General features: G+C 56.0%; 12 protein-coding genes. 11 read left to right on the plus strand and 1 reads right to left on the minus strand.

The window, feature by feature from the left end; translation table 11 throughout:
• Positions 1-11 precede the first annotated feature (11 nt).
• The 8 genes from hinT to BMI79_RS00325 all read left to right on the plus strand — a co-directional run bounded on the left by hinT (position 12) and on the right by BMI79_RS00325 (position 6,429).
• A complete protein-coding gene (gene hinT, locus BMI79_RS00290) occupies positions 12-362 on the plus strand; it encodes a purine nucleoside phosphoramidase (protein WP_076939846.1) in 351 nt (116 codons plus the stop codon).
• Positions 363-374: 12 nt separating this feature from the next.
• Positions 375-764, plus strand: coding sequence for a YcfL family putative periplasmic lipoprotein (locus BMI79_RS00295; RefSeq protein ID WP_076939847.1), 390 nt, complete (start codon positions 375-377; stop codon positions 762-764).
• Positions 765-790: 26 nt separating this feature from the next.
• Entirely contained in the window at positions 791-1,369 is a 579-nt protein-coding gene (gene lpoB / locus BMI79_RS00300; RefSeq protein WP_076939848.1) for a penicillin-binding protein activator LpoB, read from the plus strand.
• On the plus strand, positions 1,350-2,219 hold the full coding sequence (gene thiK / locus BMI79_RS00305; protein WP_076939849.1) for a thiamine kinase: 870 nt from the start codon (positions 1,350-1,352) through the stop codon (positions 2,217-2,219). Before lpoB ends, thiK begins: the two co-directional genes overlap by 20 nt.
• Positions 2,220-2,251: 32 nt before the next feature.
• Positions 2,252-3,271 carry a beta-N-acetylhexosaminidase gene (nagZ, locus tag BMI79_RS00310; RefSeq protein WP_076939850.1) on the plus strand — a complete coding sequence of 340 codons (1,020 nt, stop codon included), beginning with the start codon at positions 2,252-2,254 and terminating at the stop codon, positions 3,269-3,271.
• Positions 3,272-3,345: 74 nt separating this feature from the next.
• A complete protein-coding gene (gene ycfP, locus BMI79_RS00315) occupies positions 3,346-3,888 on the plus strand; it encodes an alpha/beta hydrolase YcfP (protein WP_076939851.1) in 543 nt (180 codons plus the stop codon).
• A 331-nt stretch (positions 3,889-4,219) separates the two neighbouring features.
• The gene (locus BMI79_RS00320; protein ID WP_076939852.1) at positions 4,220-5,524 is read left to right on the plus strand and encodes an NAD(P)/FAD-dependent oxidoreductase; all 1,305 of its coding nucleotides are present in this window, start codon (positions 4,220-4,222) and stop codon (positions 5,522-5,524) included.
• 368 nt (positions 5,525-5,892) lie between these two features.
• A complete protein-coding gene (locus tag BMI79_RS00325; protein ID WP_167370506.1) occupies positions 5,893-6,429 on the plus strand; it encodes a glycine zipper 2TM domain-containing protein in 537 nt (178 codons plus the stop codon).
• An 83-nt stretch (positions 6,430-6,512) separates the two neighbouring features.
• On the opposite strand, the gene mfd is transcribed toward BMI79_RS00325, so the two are convergent.
• Entirely contained in the window at positions 6,513-9,992 is a 3,480-nt protein-coding gene (mfd, locus tag BMI79_RS00330) for a transcription-repair coupling factor (RefSeq protein WP_076939854.1), read from the minus strand.
• 295 nt (positions 9,993-10,287) lie between these two features.
• Here mfd and lolC point away from each other — a divergent pair, with 295 nt between their 5' ends.
• The 3 genes from lolC to lolE are packed head-to-tail and all read left to right on the plus strand — an operon-like array spanning position 10,288 to position 13,434.
• On the plus strand, positions 10,288-11,490 hold the full coding sequence (gene lolC, locus BMI79_RS00335) for a lipoprotein-releasing ABC transporter permease subunit LolC (RefSeq protein WP_076939855.1): 1,203 nt from the start codon (positions 10,288-10,290) through the stop codon (positions 11,488-11,490).
• On the plus strand, positions 11,483-12,187 hold the full coding sequence (lolD, locus tag BMI79_RS00340; RefSeq protein WP_076939856.1) for a lipoprotein-releasing ABC transporter ATP-binding protein LolD: 705 nt from the start codon (positions 11,483-11,485) through the stop codon (positions 12,185-12,187). Before lolC ends, lolD begins: the two co-directional genes overlap by 8 nt.
• Positions 12,187-13,434: a lipoprotein-releasing ABC transporter permease subunit LolE gene (gene lolE / locus BMI79_RS00345; protein WP_076939857.1), complete on the plus strand. Its 1,248-nt coding sequence runs from the start codon at positions 12,187-12,189 to the stop codon at positions 13,432-13,434. Before lolD ends, lolE begins: the two co-directional genes overlap by 1 nt.
• Positions 13,435-13,464 lie beyond the last annotated feature (30 nt).

The following is a 13,464-nucleotide window of genomic DNA, read 5'->3' on the forward strand; positions in this document are numbered from 1 at the left end:
AGGAGCTCGAGATGGCCGAAGAAACTATTTTCAGTAAAATTATCCGCCGTGAAATCCCTGCTGATGTGGTTTATCAGGATGAGTTGGTCACCGCATTTCGTGATATCTCTCCGCAGGCACCCACCCATGTCCTGATTGTGCCGAATGTGCTGATCCCCACCGTGAATGATGTCACCTCCGCCCATGAAGCGGCATTGGGGCGTATGATCACCGTGGCGGCTAAAATTGCCGAGCAGGAAGGGATTGCGGAAGATGGCTATCGCCTGATCGTCAATTGCAATCGCCACGGTGGGCAAGAGGTTTACCATATTCATATGCATTTGGTCGGTGGGCGTGTCTTGGGCCCGCTGCTGCCACGTTAATTGAGGAGCTCCATGCGCTATCCCCAAACCTTGCGTTGCCTGATGGCGCTTGTTTTACCTGCCGTGATGCTGATGGGGTGCAGTAGCCCACAAGGCATTGCGGTGAATGAGAGGCAAACGGTGGTGATGGATTCGTCGGTGCTGACTGCGGGCATTGTGACCGATCACCCGTCGATAACCACAACTTCAGCTGGCGTGCGGGCGGCTTCGGTAGTAAGCAATAGCCAAAATACCCCGGTGACGATCCATTACCGCTTCTATTGGTACGACCCGCAAGGGCTTGATATCCTGCCTGTCGAACAACCCCGTACCGTCACTATTGCAGCGAATTCAGGCGTTGAGGTCTATTCATTGAATGGTAACTTTGATGCTAAACGTGCGCGTCTGTATCTATTCTTATAAGCCTTGGGTTCCGTTGGAGAGGGATAATGAAAAAGTATCTATTTGTGGCGTTGGCCGCGTTAGTGTTAACCGGCTGTCCGTCGCGCCCACCAGAGCCGCAGCAGCCACCGGTGATCGTTGAACCGGTTCAGCAGCCAGAACCGAAACCGCAGCCACCGGCTCCCGAGCCAGTGCCACAGCCACCGAAACTGCAGCAGCTTGATTGGCTGGGCAGCGTGCAGCCGTTAGTCAACGACATGTTGAAAACGGATGGCGTGAGCACGGGCAGCGTACTGCTGCTGGACAGTGTCAAAAATAACACCAACGGCGCGCTGCAGATATCGCAGGCCACCGCCGCCTTGCACCAGGCGTTGGCGTCGAATCAAACCTTCAGCATCGTGCCGGAAGCGCAGCTGGCCAGCGCCAAGCAAACGCTCGGCTTGTCTGCCGAGGATAGCCTGGGTTCACGCAGCAAAGCCATCGGTCTGGCACGCATCGTCAATGCTCAGTATGTGCTGTATAGCGACGTCAGCGGCGACGTAAAGGCCCCGGTGATGGATATGCAACTGATGCTGGTACAAAGCGGCGAAATCGTCTGGTCGGGTAATGGCAACGTTAAGCAGTGAGGCCCAGCTTCGGCGATTAATCAGTAACAGGCTGCCGGCGGTAAATACCGCCGGTTGTCATTTCCGCCCCGTGCAAGGGTTAACCGGTGAGAGCTGGCTGATAGAGGGGGCGGGAATACGTCTGTTGGCTCGCCAGCAGATGCCGGATAAGTATGTGCTCGGCGTCAGCCGCCGCCGTGAAGCGCGGGTGCTGAAGCGTTGTGGTGCGGGGCTCGGGCCGCAGGTGTTGCTGCAAACTTCCGCTTGGCTGATTGTCGAATGGCTTACTGGTGACAACATCAGTGAAGCCGCTTTTCGCGCATTAATTGAAAATGGCGAATTGGCGGCGTTGATAGCGGAACTGCATCATCGGCCACTGAGCGGCTATCGGTTAAATCTGCAGCAACAGCTTGCCCGTTACTGGCAACGGATCGATCGGCGGCGCATGACCCCTGCCTGGCTAAGTTGGCAGCATACATTTATGCGCAGCGTGCCACCGCAGCCGCTGAAGTTAGCGCCGCTGCATATGGATATCCACCGCGGTAATCTGTTGCTGCAGGGCGAGCGGCTAAGGCTGATTGACTGGGAATATGCCGCCGACGGTGATATTGCCTTGGAACTGGCCGCACTGTTCCGTTTTAATCAGTTCTCATCGGCTACCCAGCACAATTTTTTACGCCACTATGCGCAGCACGGCTATTCAGACTGCGGGCAACTGGCTGCTCAGGTACAACGTTGGCTACCTTGGGTGGATTACCTGATGCTGATGTGGTTTGAAGTCCGCTGGCAGCAGAGTGGGGATCGTGAGTTTTTGCGCTGGAGCGCAGCGCTATACCAGCGCTTTTGTTTATCATCCTGCTGTTCTCAATGAATTAATGAAGTGAGGTGGCCGTGGGCCCAGTAATGCTAGATGTCGTCGGCTACGAGCTGGACGCAGAAGAACGAGAGATTTTAAAGCATCCTTTGGTGGGTGGCTTGATCCTGTTTACCCGTAATTTCCACGATGCTGAACAGCTGCGTGAGCTGGTGCGGCAGATTCGCGCAGCATCCCACGATCGGCTGGTGGTAGCGGTGGATCAAGAAGGGGGGCGCGTGCAGCGTTTCCGCGAAGGGTTTACCCGCTTACCGGCCGCACAGTCGTTCGCCGCGCTCAACGATGCACAGGAAGGCGGGCGGCTGGCCCAAGAAGCCGGGTGGCTGATGGCCGCGGAAATGATCGCCCAGGATATTGACATCAGTTTTGCTCCGGTGTTGGATTTGGGGCATGCCAGTGCAGCGATCGGCGAACGTTCATTCCACAGCGATCCACAGCAGGCATTGGCGATGGCCGAGCGCTTTATTCAGGGGATGCGCAGCGTGGGCATGAAGACCACCGGCAAGCATTTCCCCGGGCATGGCGCGGTCACGGCGGATTCGCATAAAGAAACCCCGCGCGACTCACGCCCGCTGGCGCAAATTCGTGAGCAGGATATGTCGATCTTCCGCGAGCTGATTGGCCGCAGCTTGCTCGACGCCGTGATGCCTGCCCACGTCATCTATACTGAAGCAGATGCGCGCCCGGCCAGCGGTTCGCCCTACTGGCTGAAACAGATTCTGCGCCAGGAGCTGGGTTTTGACGGTATTATTTTCTCAGACGATCTGTCGATGGAAGGAGCAGCGATCATGGGCAGCTACGCCGAGCGCGGTCAGGCGGCGCTGGATGCCGGTTGCGATATGATTCTGGTGTGTAATAACCGTGCGGGCGCGGTCAGCGTGCTGGATAACCTGTTCCCGGTCAAAGTAGAAAAACTGAGACAGTTATATCATCGCGGTCAGTTCACCCGTCAGGAACTGCGTGATTCCGAGCGCTGGCAGTTGGCGCACAAGCAGTTGAGTGCGTTGAGCGAACGCTGGGAAGAACATAAACAGCGTTGTGCACGGTGAATGAGTAGGGCGTCGTAATGCGGCGTTAATGATGGGGATTGCATGGCGATCCCCAGCTTGTTGCGAGGATCCACATGATTATCTATTTACATGGCTTCGATTCTAACAGTCCCGGCAATCATGAAAAGGTTTTGCAGTTACAGTTCATCGATCCGGACGTGCGTTTCGTCAGTTACAGCACTTTGCATCCACGCCATGACATGCAGCATTTGCTAAAAGAGGTGGATAAAGCGGTTCAGCAGGAAGGGGATAACAGCCCGCTGATCTGCGGTGTGGGCCTGGGGGGCTTTTGGGCCGAGCGCATTGGCTTCTTGTGCGGTATCCGCCAGGTGATCTTTAATCCGAACCTGTACCCGGAAGAAAACATGCTCGGCAAGATCGATCGGCCGGAAGAATATCGCGATATCGCCACCAAGTGTGTGGAGGATTTTCGTGAGAAGAACCGCGATCGCTGTCTGGTGGTGCTTTCCCGTCATGATGAGATGTTAGACAATCAGCGCAGCGCAGATCTGCTGCATAAGTACTATGAGATCGTTTGGGACGAACAGCAGACGCACAAGTTCAAAAATATCTCGCCACATCTGCAACGCATCAAGGCGTTCAAGACTCTCGCGTAACAATTTTATAACGCTATTCCAGGCCACCATGGCGGCTCCAAAAGGGCAGCGATGGTGGCTTCAAGGTGGCTTAGTGGTCTTTTATGTTTGGCCAGCAATAAAAAACGGAACTGTGATCGGGCGCTAACTATTTGAATCACAATCCCCAAAAAATCCCTTCGTCCAGCCTTTAACCAAAAAAGTTTGACCTACATCAATTTTGGTATGACCAAATAACCTCTCATGCTATTCTGGCCTTAGATAGCAGGTTTAATTTACGCGAACCTCATGTATTCTAAGGATATTATTCTTTACCCTTAGATAACAATAGGTTCACATTTAGGGGGTTATTTTGACAACGCCAAAGAAAAAAATTGTGATTGTCGGCGGTGGTGCCGGTGGCTTAGAGCTGGCAACCAGCCTCGGGCACAAATTGGGTCGCAAGAACAAAGCTGAGATCACATTGGTCGATCGCAACCACAGTCACCTGTGGAAACCGTTACTGCATGAAGTGGCTACCGGCTCGCTGGATGATGGCGTTGATGCGCTGAGTTACTTGGCACATGCCCGTAATCATCACTTCAATTTCCAACTCGGCTCGCTGGTCAATATAGACCGTGAAAAACAGACGCTGCAACTGACGCAGATTTGTGATGAGCAGGGGATTGAGCTGGTTCCTGCGCGCGAACTGAGTTACGACATTCTGGTGATGGCGCTGGGCAGTACGTCAAATGATTTTGGTACCCCAGGAGTGAGAGACAACTGCATCTTCCTGGATAACCCGCATCAGGCGCACCGTTTCCACAATGAAATGCTGAACCTGTTCCTCAAGTTTTCGGCCAAGCCGGGCGAGAAGGAAAGCGTTAATATCGCCATCGTGGGTGGGGGGGCTACCGGTGTGGAGCTGTCTGCCGAGCTGCATAATGCGGTAAAACAGTTGCACAGCTATGGGTTTGAAGGGTTGGACAACAGTGCGCTGAAAGTTACCTTGGTTGAAGCCGGTGAACGCATTCTGCCTGCCTTACCACCGCGCATTTCTTCCGCTGCTCACCAGGAACTGAATAACCTGGGGGTGCGCGTGCTAACCAATACCATGGTGACCAGTGCTGATGAGAATGGCCTGAATACCAAAGGCGGCGAGTTTATCAATGCCGATCTGATGGTGTGGGCAGCAGGCATCAAGGCCCCGGACTTTATGAAAGACATTGCCGGGCTGGAAACCAACCGTATCAACCAGCTAGTGGTGGAACCTACGCTGCAAACCACGCGTGACCCCAATATCTTCGCCATCGGTGACTGTGCCTCTTGCCCACGTGAGGGCGGCGGTTTTGTGCCACCACGAGCGCAGTCTGCGCATCAGATGGCATCGCGCTGTTTTACCAATATTCTGGCATTGATGAATGGGCAGCCTTTGAAGCCTTATGTGTATAAAGATCACGGCTCACTGGTCTCGCTTTCGCGTTTTAGTACCGTTGGTAGCCTGATGGGCAACCTGATGCGCGGTTCGATGATGATCGAAGGGCGCGTGGCGCGCGTGGTGTATATTTCACTGTACCGCATGCACCAGGTGGCGCTGCACGGCTACACCAAAACCGGGCTGATGATGCTGGTGGGGGGGATTAACCGAGTGATCCGTCCGCGCTTGAAAATGCACTGATACCGTTTCGCCGTTACGGCAATAAAAACCCACGCAGGCTCGCCCGTGTGGGTTTTTTATTGCTCAGCTTCCTGATGTATCACGGATATAGCGTGAAATAGGCTGCATAAAAGTTATTGGCTAGATGAAAACGCTAAAATAAAAGTGAAACTGTTAAGACTCATCCTAAAAGATAAGCCTTGGCGAGATTTATGGCCTTTTTAGGGAAATCGTCTTATTGCAGGGCTTAGGGGTATTACGCAGACTTTATCGCGTTTACAGACGGCGCGTCGCGCACGCCGTGAACCGCGAGCCACCGTTGCGCAGTCGGTAACGGCGGTGGATTTTCCGGTACAAAATGCGTGGTAATACATTCAAGAGGATTTCCTGTGAACAAGTCAATGTTAGCCGGTGTTGGAATTGGTATTGCCGCCGCTCTGGGGATTGCGGCCGTGGCCAGTATGGACGTGTTTTCTGCCGGCCCGCAGTACGCGCAGGTTCTCACTGCAACACCCATTAAAGAGACCATCAAAACGCCACGGCAGGAGTGCCGTAACGTCACCGTGACCCATCGCGCGCCCGTGCAGGATGAAAACCGCATCGCCGGTTCGGTGCTCGGAGCCGTTGCTGGCGGCGTGATTGGCCATCAGTTCGGCGGGGGCAGAGGCCGCGATGTGGCGACCGTGGTGGGTGCCTTAGGGGGCGGCTATGCCGGTAATCAGGTTCAGGGAAGCCTGCAGAATAACGATACCACCACCAGCACACAGCAGCGCTGCAAAACGGTTTATGATAAATCGCAGAAAACGCTGGGGTACGACGTCACTTATCAGATCGGCAACCAGCAGGGCAAAATCCGCATGGATCACGACCCAGGTACCCAGATCCCGCTGGATAAACGTGGGCAACTGGTGCTGAATAAGGCGTGAGTTAAGCGGTGAGAGTCTCAAGCCGCGCGGGGTGAGGGGAAGATCATCGTACGATAAACCCCTCGCCCTGGCTGGCTAGGCCATCAGGCTGCCAGCGTATGTTCCCTGAAGGCGGCCAACAGTTCTTCAATAAACTTCAGCCTGGCTGGGCGATCGGTGAGATCCAGCATAAATTTCAGCTTAGCCGGGCCGTCGAGGCGATAAACCTGCGGTTTGCTTTGCAACAGACCGATCAGATAGCCAGGGTCAACACGGTTTTTCTCGCCAAATTCGATAAATCCACCGCGTTCGTTGCCTTCAATACGTTTGATACCTAGCTTCTGCGCCTGCTGACGCATCGCGGCGCTTTGCAGCAGATGACGGGCCGCGTCCGGCAACAGCCCGAAGCGGTCAATCAACTCCACCTTCAGTTCTTCCAGTTCGCCCGCATTTTTGGCGCTGGCGATGCGCTTGTAGAAGGACAAGCGGGTATTCACATCAGGAATAAAATCATCCGGCAGCAGGGCTGGCATGCGCAGTTCCACTTCGGTCTGATTGCTGGTGAGATCTTCCAGCGAAGGTTCGCGCCCGTTCTTCAAGGCATCAACCGCGCTTTCCAACAGCTCCATGTACAACGAGAAACCGACGGTGGTCATTTGCCCGCTCTGATCTTCACCCAGCAGTTCGCCTGCACCGCGAATCTCCAAGTCGTGCGTTGCCAGTGCGAAACCCGCGCCCAAATCTTCCAGCGCGGCGATCGCCTCCAGGCGTTTATGCGCGTCGGCGCTCATGGTTTTTGGATGTGGCGTAAGCAGGTAGGCGTAGGCTTGGTGGTGAGAGCGCCCAACGCGACCACGAAGTTGATGCAACTGCGCTAGGCCAAAGCGATCGGCACGCTCGATAACAATGGTATTGGCACTCGGAATGTCGATACCGGTTTCGATAATGGTGGTACAGACCAGCACGTTGAAGCGCTGGTGGTGGAAATCGTTCATCACCCGCTCCAGATCGCGCTCGCGCATCTGGCCGTGGCCGATAGCAATACGCGCCTCAGGCACCAGTTCCGCCAGCCTTTCTGCTGCTTTGTCGATGTTTTCCACATCGTTGTACAGGTAATACACCTGCCCACCGCGCAGCACCTCACGCAGAATGGCTTCGCGCACCACCAGGCTGTCGTATTCGCGCACGAAGGTTTTTACCGCCAGCCGGCGTGCCGGTGGGGTGGCGATGATCGACAAGTCGCGCATGCCGCTCATTGCCATATTCAAGGTGCGTGGAATCGGCGTGGCGGTGAGCGTCAGAATATCCACGTCCGCGCGCATCGCTTTAATGCGCTCTTTGTGGCGCACGCCGAAGCGGTGTTCTTCATCGACAATCAGCAACCCCAAATCCTTCCAGCGCAGATCGCTCTGCAACAGTTTATGGGTGCCGATCAGGATATCAACTTTACCTTCGGCGGTTTGTTCCAGCACCTGTTGTTGCTCTTTGGCGCTGCGGAAACGTGACATCATCTCAATGCGGATCGGCCAGGTGGCAAAACGATCGCGGAAGTTATCGAAGTGCTGCTGTGCCAGCAGGGTGGTCGGCACCAATACCGCCACCTGTTTATTGTTCTCCACCGCCAGGAACGCGGCGCGCATCGCCACTTCGGTTTTACCAAAGCCGACATCGCCACAAACCAAGCGATCCATCGCCAGCGGTTGGCACATATCGCTCAACACGGCATTGATGGCCTGTTCCTGATCGGGCGTGGTCTCAAACGGGAAGGTTTGGCAGAACAACTGATATTGCTCGCGGTTGTGCTTGAAGGCAAAGCCGGATTTGGCAGCGCGCTGCGCGTAAATATCCAGCAGCTCTGCGGCCACGTCGCGCACGCGTTCGGCTGCTTTCTGCCGCGCTCGCGACCAGGCATCGCCGCCCAGTTTGTGCAGCGGCGCATTCTCGTCAGAGCCCCCGGCGTAGCGGCTGATCAGGTGCAGGGAGGAGACTGGCACGTACAGCTTGTCCTCGCCCGCGTAAGAGAGGATCAGGTATTCCGCCTTGATACCACCGGCTTCCAGCGTGGTCAGGCCGACATAGCGCCCTACGCCGTGTTCCAGATGCACCACCGGTTGGCCAGGATGCAGCTCCGCCAGGTTGCGGATCAGGGTATCGGTATTGATGGTGCGGCGGTTGTCCTGCCGACGGCGGCTGACGCGTTCACCCAGCAAATCGCTTTCGCAGATCAGCGCCCGGTTGCGCAGGCTATCTAGAAAGCCGCGCTCGGAAGCACCAATCATCATATAACGGCCCGGCGCCTGAGCCTCATCAAGGTGATGAATCAGGTGGGTACTTAGCTTGATGCGGCCCAGCAAATCCTGCAATGTTTCACGGCGGCCCTCGCTCTCGACCGAGAAGATAACGCTGCCGCTGAAGCCTTCAATAAATCGGCGCAGATTATCCAGCGGAGCTTTCTGCTGCGCCTGTACGGACAAATCAGGCAAGGTCTGATAACCCAGATTGGTGCTGCCTGCCTTGGCGGGTAGATCGTCGGTTTTCAGCGCCATGCGCGGCCAGGCTTTCAGTTCGGCGAACAGGGCATCCACACGCAGCCACAGCGTATCGGGGGCGAGCAACGGGCGCATTGGATCGATCCGGCGGCTTTCAAACCGCTGGTTGACATCCAGCCAGAAACGTTCGGCGGCGCTCTCCAGGTTACCGGTGTTCACGACCAGCGTGTTGGCGGGCAGATAGCTGAATAAAGAAGGCAATGGCTGGCTGAAGAACAGCGGTTGCCAGTATTCGATACCGGCAGGCCAGGTGCCTTTGCTCACCTGCTGATAAATATGTTCGGCGTCGCGGCGCACTTCAAACTGTTCCCGCCATTGGCTGCGGAACAGTTCAATGGCGGTTTTATCGGTGGGGAATTCATGGGCGGGCAGCAGATTGATGGCATCCACTTCGCTGAGCGTACGCTGCGTATCCACATCGAAAATGCGCAGGCTGTCGATGTCATCATCAAAGAAGTCGATACGATAAGGCTCTTCGCTGCCCATCGGATACAGATCGAGCAGCGCGCCACGGGTGGCGAACTCGCCGTGCTCCATCACCTGATCGACGCTGCGGTAGCCAGCCTGCTCCAACTGAGCACGCAGCCGATCCCGTGACAGCCGCTGGCCTTTTTTCATCACCAGCGCATGGCCGTGCAGGAACTCATGCGGGCAAACGCGCTGCATCAGGGTATTGACCGGCAGGATAATAATGCCGCGCGCCATGCTTGGCAGGTGATACAAACTGGACAGACGCGCTGAAATGATCTCCTGATGCGGTGAGAAGCTGTCGTACGGCAGCGTTTCCCAGTCGGAAAGGGTGGTTACCTTCTGGTCGGTAAACTGCTGGATCTCGTCACGCAGCCGCAGCGCATTTTGCATATCCGGGGCGATGAGCATCACCGGGCCGTGATGACGCTCGGCGATCTCGGCGCATTCCACCGCGCAGGCAGAGCCGGTCAGTTGCCCCAGTTGACGTAAATCACCCGCGCGGTCAGGGAGAGAGTAACGGGAAGATGATGATGCGGAACGGCGGCTATTATCAGAAGTGCTCATTCAGTTATCTTTAATCAATGAATTGAATAACAGTTTTTGTGGTGTTCACCGTGCGCTTGACGCGTGAATACCACAAAATCCTGTTTGCCTGGCGCAAATAACGGCGCGCCTCTACCTCAGTTATACTAGCCCAGCGTTTAAGAAACTGACACAGGTAAAGCGTAGGCAAGGCTGCCGTTGGGCGTTATTTAACCGCCGTTAAGAGAATAAAACCCGCCGGGTGGTTCCATAAACCGGGTGGAGCCATTATTATCCATGCTCACTGTGCTTAAGCTACGGCAACTAAACGGATTTCATGTATCAACCTGTCGCGTTATTCATTGGCCTGCGTTATATGCGCGGGCGAGCCTCAGACCGCTTCGGGCGGTTTGTCTCCTGGCTGTCCACCATCGGTATTACGCTGGGTGTGATGGCATTGGTCACCGTGCTTTCGGTGATGAACGGTTTCGAAAAAGATCTCGAAAACAACATTCTGGGTTTAATGCCGCAGGCGCTGATTAGCGCTAAGCAGGGCTCGATCTATCCTGAGCAACTCCCGGCGTCGGCGGTGCAGGGGCTGCAAGGGGTAACCCGCGTGGCTGCGCTGACCACCGGCGATGTGGTATTGCAAAGCGCGCGCAGCGTCGCCGTGGGGGTGATTCTTGGGGTGGATCCCAACGAAGCCGATCCGCTGTCACCCTATCTCATCAACGTCAAACTGCAGCAATTGCAGCCGGGTGAGTACAACCTGATCATCGGTGAACAGCTCGCTGGGCAGTTGGGCGTCAAACGTGGCGATCAACTGCGCCTGATGGTGCCGAGCGCCAGCCAGTTCACCCCAATGGGGCGCATTCCCAGCCAGCGTTTGTTTACCATTATCGGCACTTTCCATGCCAACAGTGAGGTGGATGGCTACCAACTGTTGGCCAATCAGCAGGATGCCTCGCGCCTGATGCGCTATCCGGCGGGGAATATCACCGGCTGGCGTCTGTTCCTGCAACAACCGCTGCAGGTGGATACCCTCAGCCAGCAAACGCTGCCAGAAGGCACCGTATGGAAAGACTGGCGCGAGCGCAAGGGCGAGCTGTTCCAGGCGGTGCGTATGGAGAAAAACATGATGGGGCTGCTGCTCAGCCTGATCGTCGCGGTGGCGGCATTCAACATCATTACTTCTCTGGGCCTGCTGGTGATGGAGAAGCAGGGAGAAGTTGCAATCCTGCAAACCCAGGGCCTGACGCGGCGCCAGATTATGTTGGTCTTTATCGTACAGGGGGCCAGCGCGGGTATTATCGGTTCGCTGTTTGGCACGTTGTTGGGCGTGTTGTTGGCCAGCAATCTGAACAACCTGATGCCGATCTTGGGCGCTTTGATTGACGGCGCTTCGCTGCCGGTGGCGGTTGATCCGCTGCAGGTCGCGATCATTGCCGTGGCGGCGATGGCAGTTTCCCTGTTGTCCACGCTTTACCCTTCATGGCGCGCTGCCGCCGTACAACCCGCTGAGGCTTTACGTTATGAGTAATCATCCTTTATTGCAGTGTGACAACCTGTGCAAGACCTATCAGGAAGGCAATCTGCATACCGATGTGCTGCGCAATGTCAGTTTTGCCATGCAACCGGGCGAGATGATGGCGATCGTCGGCAGTTCGGGTTCCGGTAAAAGTACCTTGCTGCACCTGCTGGGCGGGCTGGACTCCCCCACTTCTGGCGAAGTGATCTTCAAGGGCCAGTCACTGAACACGCTGTCTTCTGCCGCCAAGGCCGAGTTGCGTAACCGTCAGCTTGGCTTTATTTATCAGTTTCACCACCTGCTGCCGGACTTTACCGCGTTGGAAAACGCCGCCATGCCGCTATTGATTGGCGGGGTGAAACCGGCGCTGGCGCAGGAAAAGGCGCTGGAGATGCTGGCGGCGGTTGGGCTGGAAAAACGCAGCAAACATCGCCCCTCTGAGCTTTCTGGCGGCGAGCGCCAGCGTGTGGCAATCGCCCGAGCGCTGGTGAACAACCCATCGCTGGTGTTGGCGGATGAACCGACAGGTAACCTAGATAAACGCACCGCCGACAGCATTTTCGATTTGCTGGGCGAACTGAATGTGCGCCAGGGCACCGCGTTTCTGGTAGTGACCCACGATTTGCAACTTGCCAAACGCCTGAGCCGCCAGCTGGAAATGGCCGATGGCCATCTGCAGGCTCACCTGACCCTGATGGGGGCTGAGTAATGAGCGCTTCGCCACTCTCCTTGCTGATGGCGCTGCGCTTCAGCCGTGGCCGGCGGCGCGGTGGTATGGTTTCGCTGATTTCGGTGATTTCCACCATTGGCATTGCGCTAGGGGTGGCGGTGCTGATCGTCGGCCTGAGTGCAATGAACGGTTTCGAACGTGAACTGCAGAACCGCATTCTGGCGGTAGTGCCGCACGGTGAGATCGAACCGGTTAATCAACCGTTCGAAGGCTGGCCGGAGATCCAGCAGCGGGTGGAAAAAGTGCCGGGCATTTTGGCCGCGGCACCTTATATCAACTTTACCGGCCTGATGGAGAATGGCACTCAACTGCGTGCGGTGCAGGTCAAAGGGGTTGATCCTGCCCAGGAAAACCAGCTCAGCGCATTGCCAAAATACGTGCAGGGCGATGCTTGGGCCAATTTCAAAAGCGGTGAACAACAGGTGATTCTGGGCAAAGGCGTTGCCGAAGCGCTGGGGGTGAAAGCAGGTTCCTATGTCACGGTGATGATCCCAAACAGCGACCCGGAAATGAAACTGCTGCAACCGAAGCGGATCCGTCTGCAGGTGGCTGGTATTCTGCAACTCAGCGGCCAGCTTGATCACAGCCTGGCGCTGGTGCCGCTGGCCGACGCGCAGCAGTATCTGGATATGGGTGACAGTGTCACCGGTCTTGCGATCAAAGTGAATGACGTGTTCGCGGCGAACAAGCTGGTGCGCGATGCCGGGGAAGTCACTAACGCCTACGTTTATATCAAAAGCTGGATCGGCACCTACGGCTATATGTATCGCGATATTCAGATGATCCGCGCCATTATGTATCTGGCGATGGTGCTGGTGATCGGAGTGGCCTGCTTCAACATCGTTTCCACGCTGGTGATGGCCGTGAAGGACAAAAGCGGTGATATCGCGGTGCTGCGGACTCTTGGTGCCAAAGATGGGTTTATCCGCGCGATCTTTATCTGGTATGGCTTGCTGGCCGGGCTGGTGGGTAGCCTCAGCGGCGTGGTGGTTGGTGTTATCGCCTCGCTGCAACTGACCAATCTGATCAAAGGCATCGAAAAGCTGATGGGACACTCTTTCCTTTCCGGCGATATCTATTTTATCGACTTCCTGCCGTCCGAGCTGCACTGGCTGGATGTGTTGATCGTGCTGGCAACCGCAATTGTGCTCAGCCTGTTGGCCAGTTGGTATCCGGCCCGGCGTGCCAGCCGGATCGATCCTGCGCGCGTATTGAGCGGACAATAATAAAAACCTGGGGCTGATATGCAATGCCAG

Origin of the sequence: Serratia oryzae, assembly GCF_001976145.1 — a bacterium.
GTDB lineage: Bacteria > Pseudomonadota > Gammaproteobacteria > Enterobacterales > Enterobacteriaceae > Chania > Chania oryzae.